General features: G+C 58.3%; 13 protein-coding genes. 1 reads left to right on the forward strand and 12 read right to left on the reverse strand.

The window, feature by feature from the left end:
* Window positions 1–23: 23 nt before the first annotated feature.
* From ispH to murJ, 6 genes are all read right to left on the reverse strand, one after another.
* Window positions 24–968, reverse strand: coding sequence for a 4-hydroxy-3-methylbut-2-enyl diphosphate reductase (ispH, locus tag UN63_RS04890; RefSeq protein WP_104485666.1), 945 nt, complete (start codon window positions 966–968; stop codon window positions 24–26).
* Between the two features lie 10 nt (window positions 969–978).
* On the reverse strand, window positions 979–1,431 hold the full coding sequence (fkpB, locus tag UN63_RS04895; RefSeq protein WP_104485667.1) for an FKBP-type peptidyl-prolyl cis-trans isomerase: 453 nt from the start codon (window positions 1,429–1,431) through the stop codon (window positions 979–981).
* Complete coding sequence (gene lspA / locus UN63_RS04900) at window positions 1,428–1,919, reverse strand: signal peptidase II (RefSeq protein ID WP_373294532.1); 492 nt, start codon at window positions 1,917–1,919, stop codon at window positions 1,428–1,430. The genes fkpB and lspA overlap by 4 nt, the downstream gene beginning before the upstream one ends.
* Window positions 1,916–4,741, reverse strand: a complete 2,826-nt coding sequence (gene ileS / locus UN63_RS04905) for an isoleucine--tRNA ligase (RefSeq protein WP_104485669.1) — start codon at window positions 4,739–4,741, stop codon at window positions 1,916–1,918. Before ileS ends, lspA begins: the two co-directional genes overlap by 4 nt.
* 5 nt (window positions 4,742–4,746) lie before the next feature.
* A complete protein-coding gene (gene ribF / locus UN63_RS04910) occupies window positions 4,747–5,694 on the reverse strand; it encodes a bifunctional riboflavin kinase/FAD synthetase (RefSeq protein WP_104485670.1) in 948 nt (315 codons plus the stop codon).
* A gap of 67 nt (window positions 5,695–5,761) precedes the next feature.
* Window positions 5,762–7,318: a murein biosynthesis integral membrane protein MurJ gene (gene murJ, locus UN63_RS04915; protein ID WP_104485671.1), complete on the reverse strand. Its 1,557-nt coding sequence runs from the start codon at window positions 7,316–7,318 to the stop codon at window positions 5,762–5,764.
* Window positions 7,319–7,515: 197 nt separating this feature from the next.
* Here murJ and rpsT point away from each other — a divergent pair, with 197 nt between their 5' ends.
* The gene (gene rpsT / locus UN63_RS04920; RefSeq protein WP_104485672.1) at window positions 7,516–7,776 is read left to right on the forward strand and encodes a 30S ribosomal protein S20; all 261 of its coding nucleotides are present in this window, start codon (window positions 7,516–7,518) and stop codon (window positions 7,774–7,776) included.
* 81 nt (window positions 7,777–7,857) lie between these two features.
* On the opposite strand, the gene UN63_RS04925 is transcribed toward rpsT, so the two are convergent.
* From UN63_RS04925 to ptsP, 6 genes are all read right to left on the reverse strand, one after another.
* Window positions 7,858–8,157, reverse strand: coding sequence for an ArsR/SmtB family transcription factor (locus UN63_RS04925; RefSeq protein ID WP_181068184.1), 300 nt, complete (start codon window positions 8,155–8,157; stop codon window positions 7,858–7,860).
* A 44-nt stretch (window positions 8,158–8,201) separates the two neighbouring features.
* Complete coding sequence (gene nhaR, locus UN63_RS04930; RefSeq protein WP_104485674.1) at window positions 8,202–9,146, reverse strand: transcriptional activator NhaR; 945 nt, start codon at window positions 9,144–9,146, stop codon at window positions 8,202–8,204.
* A 124-nt stretch (window positions 9,147–9,270) separates the two neighbouring features.
* Window positions 9,271–10,452 carry a Na+/H+ antiporter NhaA gene (gene nhaA / locus UN63_RS04935; RefSeq protein ID WP_104485675.1) on the reverse strand — a complete coding sequence of 394 codons (1,182 nt, stop codon included), beginning with the start codon at window positions 10,450–10,452 and terminating at the stop codon, window positions 9,271–9,273.
* A gap of 187 nt (window positions 10,453–10,639) precedes the next feature.
* On the reverse strand, window positions 10,640–11,434 hold the full coding sequence (gene thyA, locus UN63_RS04940) for a thymidylate synthase (RefSeq protein ID WP_104485676.1): 795 nt from the start codon (window positions 11,432–11,434) through the stop codon (window positions 10,640–10,642).
* Window positions 11,431–12,249, reverse strand: a complete 819-nt coding sequence (lgt, locus tag UN63_RS04945) for a prolipoprotein diacylglyceryl transferase (protein WP_104485677.1) — start codon at window positions 12,247–12,249, stop codon at window positions 11,431–11,433. The genes thyA and lgt overlap by 4 nt, the downstream gene beginning before the upstream one ends.
* Before the next feature lie 250 nt (window positions 12,250–12,499).
* The gene (gene ptsP, locus UN63_RS04950; protein WP_104485678.1) at window positions 12,500–14,758 is read right to left on the reverse strand and encodes a phosphoenolpyruvate--protein phosphotransferase; all 2,259 of its coding nucleotides are present in this window, start codon (window positions 14,756–14,758) and stop codon (window positions 12,500–12,502) included.
* Window positions 14,759–14,779: the final 21 nt, after the last annotated feature.

Consider the following 14,779-nt stretch of genomic DNA (forward strand, 5'->3'; position numbering starts at 1 on the left):
GCTATATCAGATCAGGCGCCGTGTCAGGACACCTGCTTTACCTTTAGCTCGGCCGGTACTTCAAAGACGATGTTTTCTTCCCGCCCCGGGTGTTCGGTGACGGTATTTCCGCCCAGCGACTGCAGGTGGCCGATCACCTCCTGCACCAGTACTTCCGGTGCCGAGGCGCCGGCGGTAACGCCGATGCGCTCCGCCCCTTCCAGCCAGGTTGGCACTATCATCTCGACACAGTCGATCAGATAGGCTTTGGTGCCTATTTTCTCGGCCAGCTCGCGCAACCGGTTGGAGTTGGAAGAATTTTTCGAGCCCACCACCAGCATCACGTCCACCTTGGCCGCCAGCTCGCGCACCGCATCCTGCCGGTTTTGCGTCGCGTAACAGATGTCGTCCTTACGCGGCCCCTCTATGGTGGGGAAGCGGGCGCGCAGGGCGTCGATCACATCCGAGGTTTCATCCACGCTCAGGGTGGTCTGGGTCACGAAGGTCAGGTTGTCGGGGTTATTTACCACAAGCTGCGCCACGTCTTCCGGGTTCTCCACCAGGTACATGCCGCCCTCGGCACTTTCGTACTGGCCCATGGTGCCTTCCACTTCCGGATGACCCGCATGACCGATAAGAATGGTCTCTATGCCCTTCTTGCTGGCGCGGTGAACCTCCATGTGTACCTTGGTCACCAGCGGACAGGTGGCGTCAAACACCTTGAGGCCGCGGCGTTTGGCTTCTTCCCGTACCGCCTTCGACACGCCGTGGGCGGAGAAGATGACGATATTATCGTCCGGCACCTGATCCAGCTCTTCCACAAACACAGCGCCCGCCTGCTTGAGCTTGTTGACCACATAGCGGTTGTGCACCACTTCGTGACGCACGTAGATGGGCGCCTCGAATTTTTCCAGCGCGCTCTGCACTATGCTGATGGCCCGGTCGACACCGGCACAAAAGCCACGTGGGTTGGCGAGTAAAATATCCATGTCAGGCTCCTTATTCTTCAACTGTCATTTGCTCGACGGCCAGAATTTCCACCTCGAAGGTGACCTGACAGCCGGCCAGGGGATGGTTGAAGTCGACGGTGACCGAGTCGCCGGCCACACCGCGTACTATGCCGGGAATTTCGGCGCCGTTGGGCTGGGTAAAGGAGAGGATGGCCCCTTCTTCCAGACTCATGTCGGCGGCGAAGCGGCTGCGCTCCATATAATGAATATTGTCCGGATTGACCGGCCCGAAGGCATCGTCCGGCCCCAGCTCAAAGCTGTGGCTGGAGCCTTCGGTCAGGCCCAGCAGACAGGCCTCGAAACTCGGCGTCAGGCTGCCGTCTCCCATCTTCAGCTTGGCGGGTTTGCCGTGCAGCTGGGTGCTGTCGGCCACTGAGCCGTCTTCCAGCTTGATGGTAAAGTGAAACAGTACTTCGCTCTGCGGGCCTATCTGTTTGCTCATTGGGGGCTGTCCTTCTTGAAACTGTCGATAATAATCATGCCGGCACCGACGAAGATAAAGCTGTCGGCCAGGTTGAACGCCGGCCAGTGCCAGTTGCCGACGTAAAAGTCGAGAAAGTCCACCACATGGCCCAACATCAACCGGTCGATCACGTTGCCGATGGCCCCGCCGATGATAAGGGCATAGGCCACCGGCAACCAGCGCGCGGCCTTGGGCAGCTTGTGCATCCAGACGCTGAGCAGCACGGTTACCGCAAAGGCCAGGCCGGCAAAAAACCAGCGCTGCCAGCCGCCCTGGTCGGCCAGAAAACTGAAGGCCGCCCCCGGATTATAGACATGCACCAAGTTAAAGAAGGAGGTGATTTCCACCCCCGGATAACCATAAGCCAGGTTAGATACGGTGAGCCATTTACTCAGCTGATCCACCGCTATGGCCACTATTGCCAACCACCACCAGCGCAGGCCGGTTTCTCGCAACGTCGCCATCAGGCAAACCGGCGAACTTCGCCGTCTCCGGCCACGTTGGTCACGCAGCGGCCACAGATGCCCTCGTGGCCCTCATGGCTGTTTACATCAGCCACATGGTGCCAGCAACGAGCGCACTTTTCTGCGCCGCTCTTGGCGACCTTGACCTTGAGTCCGGCGACCTCGGTCTCGGCGGCATCACCGGCTTCAGACAGCGGCTTCACCGTTACGCTGGAGGTCAGCATCACGAAACGCAGCTCGTCACCCAGTTGCTTGAGTTTGGCTGCCAACCCATCTTCCACATAAAGGGTGATTTCGGCTTCCAATGCGGCGCCAATCACCTTGTCTTTACGAGCGGCTTCCAGCGCCTTGTTCACTGCCTGACGCATCTTGAGCAGCTCGGCCCAGTAGCCATCGTTCAACTGCTCATCGCCGGCCAGCCCGAACAGCCCTTCATAGAACTCTTCGGTAAACACAAATTGTGCTCGTTCGCCGGGCAGCAGATTCCAGATCTCGTCGGCGGTAAAGCTCATGATCGGCGCCATCCAGCGGACCAGTGCTTCCACGATATGGTAAAGCGCCGTCTGGCAGGAACGACGGGCCAGGCTGTCGGCCCTGGCGGTGTACTGGCGGTCCTTGATCACGTCCAGATAGAAGGATCCCATTTCCACCGAGCAGAACTGCATCAGCTTCTGGGTGACCAGATGGAAGTTGTACTCGTCGTATGCGGTGGTGATTTCCTGCTGAATGGCCTGAGCACGGCCCACGGCCCAGCGGTCAATCAGTACCATGTCGTCTGCGGCGACCATGTCGGTGGCCGGGTTGAAGCCGCTCAGGTTGGCCAGCAGGAAGCGGGCGGTGTTGCGAATGCGGCGATAGGCATCGGCGCTGCGCTTGAGGATCTCGTCGGACACCGTCATCTCACCGGAATAATCGGTGCTGGTGACCCAGAGGCGCAGAATGTCGGCACCCAGCTTGTTCATCACCTGCTGCGGGCTGACCACGTTGCCGATGGACTTGGACATCTTGCGGCCATTGCCGTCTACGGTAAAGCCGTGGGTCAGCACCTGCCGGTACGGGGCGTGGCCCTTCATGGCGGTGGAGATCATCAGGGATGACATGAACCAGCCGCGATGCTGATCCGAGCCTTCCAGATACATGTCGGCCGGGTGGCCCTCAAACTCGGAACGCACGTCGACCACGGAAGAATGGGTCGAGCCGGAGTCGAACCACACATCCAGGGTATCCAGCACTTTTTCGTACTGGTCGGCTTCGTCACCCAACAGCTCGGCGGGGTCCAGATCCCACCAGGCCTGAATGCCGGCTTCTTCTACCCGCTTGGCCACGGCTTCCATCAGCTCGGTGGCGCGGGGGTGCAGGGCCTGGGTTTCCTTGTGCACGAACAGGGCGATGGGCACGCCCCAGGTGCGCTGGCGTGAGATACACCAGTCGGGGCGGTTTTCGACCATGGCTTCGATGCGGTTCTGGCCCCACTCGGGCACCCACTGCACCTTCTTGATTTCTGCCAGCGCCTTGGCGCGCAGACCGGCCTGATCCATGCTGACAAACCACTGGGGGGTAGCACGGAAGATAATCGGCGTCTTGTGGCGCCAGCAATGCGGGTAGGAGTGCATGATGGCCTGATGGTGCAACAGGGCGCCACGCTCTTTCAGCACTTCCACCACCGCATCGTTGGCCTTGAATACATGCTGGCCGGCAAACAGCTCGGTGTCGGGCAGGTAAACACCGTTGCCACCGACCGGGTTGGCGATTTCCAGACCGTATTGCTGGCCCACCACGAAATCTTCCTGACCGTGGCCAGGGGCGGTATGCACGGCGCCGGTTCCGGATTCGGTGGTGACGTGCTCGCCCAGAATGGCGGGTACATCGAAGTCGTAGAAAGGATGACGGAAGCGCTTCAGCTCAAGGTCGGCACCCTGGCAATAGCCCAGGTTGTGATAATGGCTGATGCCGGCTCTGTCCATCACGTCTGTAACCAGATCGGCGGCCAGGATCAGACGCTCGGGGTTGTCCCCTTCCACCTGTACCAGGGCGTAGCTCAGCTCTGCATGCAGCGCGACCGCGCGGTTGGCGGGCAGGGTCCAGGGGGTGGTGGTCCAGATGGCGACCGACAGCGGGCCCTTGCCGGTATGGCCGTCGGCACAGTCGAAGCTGGCCGCCACGGCTGCTTCGTCTACCGCCTTGAAGCGCACGTCGATGGCCGGCGAGCGCTTGTCTTCGTATTCCACTTCGGCTTCTGCCAGCGCTGAGCCACAATCGGTACACCAGTGCACCGGCTTGGAGCCCTTGTGCAGGTGGCCGTTATCGATGATCTTGCCGAGGGCACGGATGATGTTGGCTTCGGTATCGAAGTTCATGGTGAGGTAGGGATTTTCCCAGTCACCCAGCACGCCGAGACGGATAAAGTCGGTTTTCTGCGCTTCAATCTGCTCTTTGGCGTAGGCCCGGCAGGCTTCGCGGAATTCGGCGGCAGACACCTTGACGCCGGGCTTGCCGACCTTGCCTTCCACTTTCAGTTCGATGGGCAGACCGTGGCAGTCCCAGCCCGGAATGTAGGGAGAGTCGTAACCCAGCAGTCCCTTGGACTTGACGATAACGTCTTTCAGGATCTTGTTGACCGAGTGACCAATGTGAATGCTGCCGTTGGCGTAGGGAGGGCCGTCGTGCAGAATAAACGGCTTCTTGCCGGCCTTGGCCTGACGCACGGCGCCGTACAAGTCCTGCTCAATCCAGCGCTTCAGCATCTCCGGCTCGCGTTGAGCCAGGTTACCGCGCATGGGGAACTCCGTTTCGGGCAAATTCAGGGTATTTTTATAGTCGGTCATGAATCCTACATTCCGTTCGGTTCTGATGCCGCCAGCCCGAACCATTGTCGGGCCTGGGCGGCATCGCGTTGAATTTGCTCCTTCAGCAGCGCAAAGGAAGCGAATTTTTGCTCGTTCCGCAATTTATGGCGGAGCTCTACTTCCACCTGTTTGCCGTACAGATCGCCGGAAAAATCAAACAGATGTACTTCTAACAGGGCGCGGGTGCCGCTGACGGTGGGCTTGTCACCGATATTGGCGACCCCGGGGTAACGGTGACCATTCAGCCACAGCTCTACCACATACACGCCGGACACCGGTATTACCTGTCGTTTGAGGGCCACATTGGCGGTAGGAAAGCCGATAGTGCGGCCCAGCTTGGCACCGTGCTCTACTCGTCCGCACAGGCCGAAGGGGCGCCCCAGCATGGTGGCCGCATCATCCAGCCGGTCGGTCGCCAGTGCCTCGCGGATCAGGGTACTGCTGACTCGCTGGCTGTTCATGCGCCAGCTCTGGGTGCTGACCACCTCGAAATCGAAGGCCTGGCCGGCCCGGGTCAGCAGTTCGAAGTCTCCGCCCCGGTTCTGGCCGAAGCGAAAATCGTCGCCCACCACCAGAAAACGCACCCCCAGCTTGTCCACCAGCAGGCCGCGGATAAACTCATCCGGAGACTGGGCGGCAAAGCCGGCATTGAAGCGCACGCACAAGAGGCGGTCTATACCGAGACTCGCCAGCTGCTGGTATTTTTCCCGCAGCCGGGTCAGTCGGGGTGGCGCCTCGCCACCGGTAAACAGCTCCTGAGGCTGTGGCTCGAATACCATGACACAGGCCGGCACCTTGAGCCGACGGGCCTGCTCGGTCAGACGGCGCAATACGGCCTGGTGCCCCAGATGCACTCCATCAAAGTTACCGATGGTCAGCACACAGCCGCGATGCCATGGTTTGATGTTGTGTATGCCGCGAATAAGCTCCATATACTCCGATGCCGGCCTCTGTAAATCGGCGGATTATACCCCAGCCGGCCTTCAGGATCAGCCTTTGCTATGCGCTTTTAAGGTGCTTTATCCGTACGCCACTCAACAGCAGCAAGGCACCGTAACACAAGGCACCGGCACCGATATAGCTCAGCAGGTGCAAACTGCTGCTCAGAAGATCCCACTCGGCCCACTGCGCCAGCGGCGGTGACAGCCACCACAACAGCGCCGCCATACCACTGCTGGCCAGGGCCACCTTGAGAGAGAAGCCCAGGGTCTGGTGACTGGGATGATAGATTTTCCGCTGGCTCAGGCCCCAGGCCAGCAAGCCGGCGTTGAGGATGCCCGACATCGCCGTGGCCAGCGCCAGCCCCACATAACCGAGCGGAAAAATCAGAATGGCGTTAAACACCATGTTGGCCACCATGGCGATAATGCCGAAGCGCACCGGGGTTTTAGTGTCCTGCCGGGCATAGTAGCCCGGCGCCAGCACCTTGATCAGCATGAAGGCCTGCAGCCCCACGCCGTAGGCCACCAGGCTCTTGCCGGCTGCCGTTACCTCGGTGATGCCAAACTCGCCGCGCATGAACAGCACCCGCAGCATGGGCTCGCTGAGCACGATCAATCCCAGCATGGCGGGAAAGCCCATCAGGAGCACCATGCGCACGCCCCAGTCCATGGTGGCGGCAAAGCCGTCTTTTGACTCATCCACATGGCGGCTCGACAGTGCCGGCAGTATCACGGTGGCGATGGCGATACCAAACAGGCCGAGCGGGAACTCCAGCAGTCGGTCGGAATAATACAGGTAGCTGATGGAGCCGGTGGCCAGAAAGGACGCCAGCATGGTGTCGAACAGCAAGTTCACCTGGCTGACAGAGACCCCGAACAGGGCAGGTATCATCAGGGTGCGGATCTTCACCACTCCGGGGTGGTGCCAGGCCCAGCGCGGCCGCACCAGCATATGCAGCTTCGCCAGAAAGGGAAACTGAAACAGAAACTGAATCAAACCGCCGGCAAAGACGCCGATGGCCAGCCCCAGCTCGGGCTGTGCCATGTTCGGTGACAACCAGAAGGCGGCGGCAATCAGCGCCAGGTTGAGAAAGACCGGGGTGAAGGAGGACACCGCAAACTTGCCGAAGGTATTGAGTATGGCCCCGGCCATGGCGGTGAAGCTGATAAACCACAGATAGGGAAAGGTCACCTTGAGCAGCAGAGAGGCCAGCTCGAATTTGTAGGCTTCGGGCCCGTCGTTAACCCACTCCATGAACCAGCCCATGCCGAACAGCGCCGTCACCACCCCGGAGCCCACCATGCCCACAAAAGTGACCAGGGTAACTATCATCCCCAGGGTGCCCGATACCGCCGCCAGCAGATCCTGGGTGTCCTTGAAGCTTCGGGTTTGCTTGTATTCGGTCATTACCGGCACAAAGGCCTGGTTGAAGGCTCCTTCGGCAAAGAGCCGACGCAGAAAGTTGGGAATGCGATTAGCAAAAAAGAACACGTCGGCCGATGCTCCGGCCCCTAATAAGTTGGCGATCACCACATCGCGCACCAGTCCCAGCACCCGGGATACCAGGGTCATGGCGGACACAATCAGGCCTGATCGCAAAAGCGCCTTGCTCAAAATGAAAACCTCTCGGTAAGAAAATTGCTGAATGCAGGGGAATGCTGCTAGAATCCGGCCGACAGTTTAACCCCCTGCCCTGTATCTGACCACAGGGCGGTGTTTATTTGCTCAAATCAATTGACAATCTGCGGTGAAAAAGGCATATTCCTCGGCCTTTTATTAACACTCGCTAAGACAGTTTCAGGAGTTTTACCTTGGCTAATATCAAGTCTGCTAAGAAACGCGCGATTCAAGCAGAGAAACGCCGTAAGCACAACGCCAGCCGCCGTTCCATGGTTCGCACCTACGTGAAAAAAGTAGTTGCAGCCATCGCCAGCGGTGACAAAGCGAACGCACAGAAAGCTTTCGACGTAGCTCAGCCCCTGCTGGATCGTATGGCCACCAAAGGTCTGATCCACAAGAACAAAGCTGCTCGTCACAAGAGCCGCCTGAACGCCAAGATCAAGGCTCTGTAATTCAGAGACTTAATCCGCAGCGTCAAAAAAACCGGCTTAATGCCGGTTTTTTATTGCCTGGATTTTAGGGTTAGGCGCTGTTCACGCTTCCCGGCAATACAACTTGTGCAACAGGGCGATCACTTCCCGCACTTCCTCGCTTTTCAGCGAGTAATACACCGTCTGTGCCTCTTTGCGGGTGCGCACCAGATCATCATTACGCAACAGCGCCAGATGTTGTGACAGCGCCGACTGGCTGAGCCCCAGATGCTGGTTCATTTCTCCGACCGACAGCTCCTTGTCGAGTAAATGACACAAAATAAATAGTCTTCGTTCGTTGGCTAACGCCTTCAGCAGCCTGACCGCCTGGGTCGCGCTGGCTTCCATTGCTTCCATGTTCAATGCCATCATGATGTCCACGTTCTAGGGTCTGTTGACCCTGATGTTCAACTAAATTCGCCGTCGAAGGTGACGGGCGGTGTCACCGCAGAAAAATCGTCCAGTCCGGAAAACAGAGAGGTGAAGTCACTTTCACATAGTCGCTTTACCGCTGGGTGCTGGATCATCCGTTCGGCAAAAATAACGTAATACTCTTCTTTCAGCTCTTCGACCCGACCGATCTCGATCACCGGCTGATATTGTAGAATGGCGTCCCGGTAGATGGCCGGAGCCACGAAAATACCCTGATTGAAGAAGCCGAAGGCCTTCATCATCGCCGCATCGTCGAATTCACCGAGGATCTGTGGCTTGAGGCCTTGTACCTCCAGCCAGTGCCGCAGTTGCCGACCCATGGCGGTACGCCGCCCCGGGATCAACAGCCGCCGCTCTTCCAGACATTCGGGAAAGGGCCTGGTCGGTAAGGGCTCCCGGCAGTAAAAGCCGATATCACACTCACCCAGCTTCTTGGACAGCAGCCCTGCATGCTGGGCCGAGTCTACCGGACAGTCCGACAGAATCATGTCCAGCTTGTGCTGGCTGAGCTGCTCGAGCAGCATTTCGTGGGTCGACTCGTAGCAGCGCAGGTGAATGGAGCCGTCATTGGGGATCACCGACAGCAAGACCCGGCTCGCCAGTCGTTTGGACAATGCATCGGCGATGCCGACGTCGAAAATCAGATGATCTTCCTTGCGATAATGCACAATATCCAGCATCTCGTAAGACAGGCTGAACATGCGATCCGCATACTTGAACACCAGCTGCCCCAGCTCGCTGGCCTCCAGCTGGCGCCCCTTGCGCTTGAACAGCTTGCCACCGAGGCGCTGTTCCAGCTGGCGGATCTGCCCGGTAACGGTCTGGGGGGTCAGAAACAGCGCTTCGGCCGCCTTGGTGACCGAGCCTTTCTTCTGGGTCATCCAGAAATAATACAGGTGGTTGTAGTTAAGGTGTGACAAAGGCCATCTCCAATGCGTATTGGCTCCATCATAATGAAAGCGGCCGGGTTTGAATACCCGGCCGCCCTGTTGAAGACCACGGATTGACTTCACACAATCGCAGTGGTGATGCTCACATCGTTAACTACATCTGCAGCGCCGTCCTGGTGTGATGCCGGGGCAGAATGTAATTCAGCATGCCATAGCCGATAATCGCCGCCAGCGTCGATCCCATCAGGATACCGAGCCGGGACAGGTTGGCCAGATCTTCATGACCGGTAAAGGCCAGTGATGAAATGAAGATGGACATGGTAAAACCGATGCCGCAGAGCACGGACACGGCAAATATCTGCTTCAGGCACACCCCGGTTGGCAGTTGAGCAATGCCCAGTCGTACCGCCCCCCAGCTGACCAGAAAGATCCCCATGGGTTTACCAATCAACAAGCCGGCCATGATGCCCAGTGGCAATGCCGATGACAAATCATCCAGCGAGAGCCCCTGCAGCGAGACGCCTGCGTTCACGAAAGAGAACAACGGCAGTATCAGAAAGGCACACCAGGGATGCAGGAAGTTTTCCAGCTGGCGGGCCGGTGAAAACTTGCGGCCATACAGCGGGATCAAAAAGCCCAGTATTACCCCGGCCAGAGTCGCGTGTACGCCCGACTTGAGCACGGCAGCCCAGACTATCCAGCCCAGGATCAAATAAGGCACCAGACTGTGGACCTGAGCCCGGTTCAGCCAGAACAGGCCGCCAATACCGATCACCGCCACCGACATCGCAGGCACAGATAGTCCGTGGTTGTAGAACAGGGCGATGATGATGATGGCCCCCAGATCGTCGATGATCGCCAGCGCCAGCAGAAATACCTTGAGGCTGAGCGGCACCCGCTTGCCGAGCAAGGCCATGACCCCCAGAGCGAAAGCAATATCGGTAGCGGTAGGAATGGCCCAGCCATTCATACTGGCGCCTTCGCCGACGTTGAACACTAAAAACCACAGGGCGGGAAACAACATGCCACCAATGGCCGCCAGGGCCGGAAACATGGCTTTTTCCCGGGTAGACAGGGCACCGGATACCAGTTCGCGTTTCACTTCCAGGCCGATGACCAGAAAGAAAACCGCCATCATGCCGTCATTGACCCAATGGGACAGCGTCTTGTCCAGATCCAGGGTGCTTATCCGCAGCTGTATCCGGGTGCTGAGCAGTTCCTGATAAAGATCCACCAGGCCGGTGTTGGCCATCACCATGGCGACGATCGCCGCCACTATCAGTAAAATACCGCCGGCAGATTCCATTGCCAGAAAACGTTTCAATACATCCGTCATACAATTGAGGCTCCCTCTCATCAACAAGATGCTCGAGTGTAATCAGCCCCCCCGCCGACGAGTAATCGATTGTATCTGCTTAACACCTCGGAAAAATCGAGCATTAAACGACGAATGAGCTTATATAGCCGACTCCGAAATAAAATTTAACACCATGGCAAAATAAGTTTTACAGTTTAAATTCTTTTTAAACCGCGACCGGAGCCTTGATATGCGGATGCGCCTGGTAGTTTTCCAGCACAAAATCCTCGAAGGCATAATCAAACAGGGAGTCGGGTTTGCGCGCCAGCCGCAGGGTCGGCAGGGGCAGCGGCTCTCTACTCAATTGTAGCCGAGCCTGATCCAGGTGGTTGCGATAGAGGTGTACATCGCCTCCGGTCCAGACAAAGTCGCCCACGTCGAGTCCCGCCTGCTGGGCCAGCATGTGGGTCAGCAGCGCGTAGCTGGCGATATTGAAGGGCAGGCCGAGAAAGACATCACAGCTGCGCTGATAGAGCTGGCAAGACAACTTGCCGTCGACCACGTAAAACTGGAACAGGGCGTGACAGGGCGCCAGCGCCATTTGATCCAGCTCGCCCACGTTCCAGGCCGAGACGATGATGCGACGGCTGTCCGGATTGGTCTTGATGGTCTCCAGCGCCTGGCTTATCTGATCGATAGTGCGACCGTCAGCCCCTTGCCAGCTGCGCCATTGATGTCCATATACCGGGCCCAGATCGCCGTTATCGTCGGCCCACTCGTCCCAGATCCGTACCCCGTGCTGCTTTAGATAGCCGATGTTGGTGTCACCGTTCAGAAACCACAGCAGCTCATGAATAATCGATTTCAGATGACACTTCTTGGTGGTGATCAGCGGAAAGCCCTCGGCCAGATCGAAGCGCGTCTGATGGCCGAATACCGACAGGGTGCCGGTACCGGTTCTGTCTTCTTTTACGGCACCCTTGTCCAGGATATGTTGCATCAGCTCCAGATAGGCTTTCATGCTGTTTTTTCTCCATTACCAAACCATTGGGGGCGACGACAGGCCGCCCATAACATCAGTGCGCCAGCCAGCATCATCGGCATCGATAACAGCTGCCCCATGCTGAACAAGTCGAGGTAGAGCCCAAGCTGAGCATCCGGCTCCCGTACAAATTCCACCATGAAGCGGAACAGGCCGTAACACAGCAAAAAGAGGCCGGAAACCACGCCACGAGGCGGACGCGCTCGCCAGGCCAGATTCAGGATGATCAGCAAGACCACCCCTTCGAGGGCAAACTGGTACAGCTGGGAAGGGTGACGCGGCAGCATGCCCGCCGCGGGAAAAATAATGCCCCAGGGCACATCCGTGACCCGGCCCCAGAGTTCGCCGTTAACGAAGTTGCCGATGCGACCGGCGCCCAGACCAAAGGGGATCAGCGGCGCGATAAAATCGGATACTGCAAAGAAGGTTTTGTGTTGCTTGCGGGCAAACAGCCAGAGCGCGGTGATTACCCCGACCAGGCCGCCGTGAAACGACATGCCGCCGGTCCAGATTTTGACGAGGTAAAGCGGGTCGGCGAGAAAGGTGTCGAACTGGTAGAAAAACACGTAACCGAGGCGGCCACCGAGGATCACCCCGAGAAAGCCATAGAACAACACATCGGAGACCTGATCCCGGGTCCAGTCCGCTCCCGGTCGTGCCGCACGGCGATTGGCCATCAGCCAGGCGAAGAGAAAGCCCAGCAGATACATCAAACCATACCAGTGCACCGCCAGGGGACCGATTTGTATGGCGATGGGATCGAAACCGGGAAACACCCAGTGGCTTTGAGACATGCACTTACCCCGTCAGCAATAAAAGCGGGTATTGTGCTATCGAAACGACGGTACTGCAATTTTAAGAGCGGTAAAGATTTGCAAGGACTGGGTCAGTGAAGAGTTAAAAGCCGGGTCTTTTGTTTGTAGGGTCGATTTCAATCGACCTCAGGCGTGGCATTGCACCTAAAGCGGTCGAATGAATTCGACCCTACGAAAAAATTGTCTCGAAAAGGAGTGCATTACCAGCCCCTTATCTCTCATCTTTGAATCACCGTCCGCCGCGCAGCAGTCCGCCCAGTCCCCGCTCTTCCAGATAACGGCCGAACAGCCCCTTGAACATACTGGTGTTCTGGTAACTCAGGGCTTCCTGCAGCAATTTTTGCAGTTCATCACAACGAGACTGCCGCACTATGTATTTGATGCGCATGAGGTTGCTGTTGTTCATGCTGAAGCGGCGATAGCCCATGGCCAGCAGCACCAGCACACCGATGGGATCACCGGCCAGCTCGCCGCAGATGGACACGGGTTTGGCGTAGCGACGGGCCGCATCGATGATCTGCTGCAAGGCGCGCAAGACTGCCGGATGCAGGGTATCGTAAATCCCGGCCACCCGGCCGTTGTTTCTGTCCACCGCCAGCAGGTACTGGGTCAGATCGTTGGTACCCACCGACCAGAAGTCCACCAGCGGCGCCAGATCCGGCAACAGGTAGAGCAGCGAGGGCACCTCTATCATCACTCCCAGGCTGGGGTAACGGATGATGCCCTGCTGATCGGCGGTTTCGGCCGACACCTCACGCCAGGCGCGATCCAGCATTCTGCGCGCTACCCGCACCTCATCCAGGCTGGTTACCATGGGCAGCATGATGGACAGGTTGTCCAGCCCCTGACTGGCCCGCAGCATCGCCTTCAGCTGCACCAGAAAAATTTCGGGATGATCCAGGGTCAGACGAATGCCGCGCCAGCCGAGAAAGGGGTTTTCTTCCACTATGGGGAAATAAGGCAACTGCTTGTCGCCGCCCACATCCAGGGTGCGCATGCACACCGGTTTACCCACATAGCTAGCCATGACCCGACGATAGCTGGTGACCTGCTCCTGTTCGGAAGGAAAGCGGTCACGCATCATGAAGGGAATTTCGGTGCGGAACAGCCCTACCCCATCGGCGGTGTCGTTCATGGCAATATCGGTATCCGCACTCAGGCCTGCGTTCAGCAGCAACGACACTGTGACGCCGTCCAGAGTAACGGAACTTTCGTTGCGCACCGTAGCGAAGAGCTCGTCCATCTGCTCTTCCTGGACGATAAGCCGACGATACTCGCGCAGCACAGAGGGCACCGGCTCCACCAGCAAGTCACCGTTGTAGCCATCGACGATCAGGGTGCGGTCTTCCAGCAGCTCGAAGGAATGATCGATACCCATGACCGCCGGAATGCCCATGGCTCGGGCCAGAATGGCGGCGTGGGAGTTGATCGAGCCTTTGGCGGAAACGATGCCCTTGAGCTTGCTCCGGGGTATTTCTGCAATCAGGGTGGCGCTGATTTCATCCGCCACCAGAATGATCGGCTCGGCCAGGGTCAAGAGGCCTTCATCTTCATGGATCAGCCGGGTCAGCAATCGCTGACCCAGATCACGAATATCCGCCGCCCGCTCGCGCAGGTAGGGATCCGACATCACGGAAAACTGGGCTATCTGTTTTTCACAGACGCGCTTCACCGCACTGCCGGCGATCCAGCCTCGTTCTATCTGTTCCCGGATCAGGCCGATAAACACCGGATCCTTGAGGATATACTGATACACCTCAAACACTGCCACCGACTCGCTGGCCTGCGACTCCTTGAAGCGCAGCGCCATGCCGTTCAGCTCGTCTTCCACCTGCACCAGCACCTTGTCGAGCCGCTCATGCTGCACGGCGGCGTTATCCGCCTTGCGCTCCTTCACCTTGCTCAGCTCGACCCGGGGCCGCCACACCCAGGCACGACCGATGGCCACGCCGGGCGAGCCCGCCAGACCGCGCAGTATGCCATGCCAGTTGGGCGATCGCAGGTTGCCCTTGGCCTCGGCATGGGCAATGACGGTCGCAAGCTGGGAGGCCAGGGTGACCAGAAACGACTCTTCCCCTTCTTCGAACAGCCGTACCTGTTTTTGCTGCACCACCAGCACGCCCAGGGTTTTACGCTGGTGAATGATGGGGGCGCCGAGGAAGGACTTGAAGGCATCTTCACGGGCTTCGGGCAGGTATTTGAATTTGGGGTGCAACTGGGCATCGGCCAGGTTGATCAGCTCTTCCTTTTCACCGATAAGACCGACGATACCCTCACCCAGCGGGATCCTTGCCCGTCCCACCGCCTTGGCGGCCAGGCCATCGGTGGCTGCCAACAGATAGTTCTGCTCATGCTCCTGGCGTAAATAAATGGAGCAGCAGTCCACCCGCATGGCACTACGGGTCTGCCGGACCAGTTCACCCATGGCTTGATTAAGGTCAGAGCTGGCCGTTACCTGCTGAACGATTTCCCGCAATTCCTTTAACACTGCCGCCTACTCCTGTGCCGA

Source organism: Oceanisphaera arctica (assembly GCF_002936955.1).
Lineage (GTDB): Bacteria > Pseudomonadota > Gammaproteobacteria > Enterobacterales > Aeromonadaceae > Oceanimonas > Oceanimonas arctica.

Bases quoted from the DNA above. Each gene is read 5' to 3' on its own strand.
- ispH (WP_104485666.1), bottom strand. From the start codon at position 968: ATGGATATTTTACTCGCCAACCCACGTGGCTTTTGTGCCGGTGTCGAC.
- fkpB (WP_104485667.1), bottom strand. From the start codon at position 1,431: ATGAGCAAACAGATAGGCCCGCAGAGCGAAGTACTGTTTCACTTTACC.
- ileS (WP_104485669.1), bottom strand. From the start codon at position 4,741: ATGACCGACTATAAAAATACCCTGAATTTGCCCGAAACGGAGTTCCCC.
- ribF (WP_104485670.1), bottom strand. From the start codon at position 5,694: ATGGAGCTTATTCGCGGCATACACAACATCAAACCATGGCATCGCGGC.
- nhaA (WP_104485675.1), bottom strand. From the start codon at position 10,452: ATGACGGATGTATTGAAACGTTTTCTGGCAATGGAATCTGCCGGCGGT.
- thyA (WP_104485676.1), bottom strand. From the start codon at position 11,434: ATGAAAGCCTATCTGGAGCTGATGCAACATATCCTGGACAAGGGTGCC.
- lgt (WP_104485677.1), bottom strand. From the start codon at position 12,249: ATGTCTCAAAGCCACTGGGTGTTTCCCGGTTTCGATCCCATCGCCATA.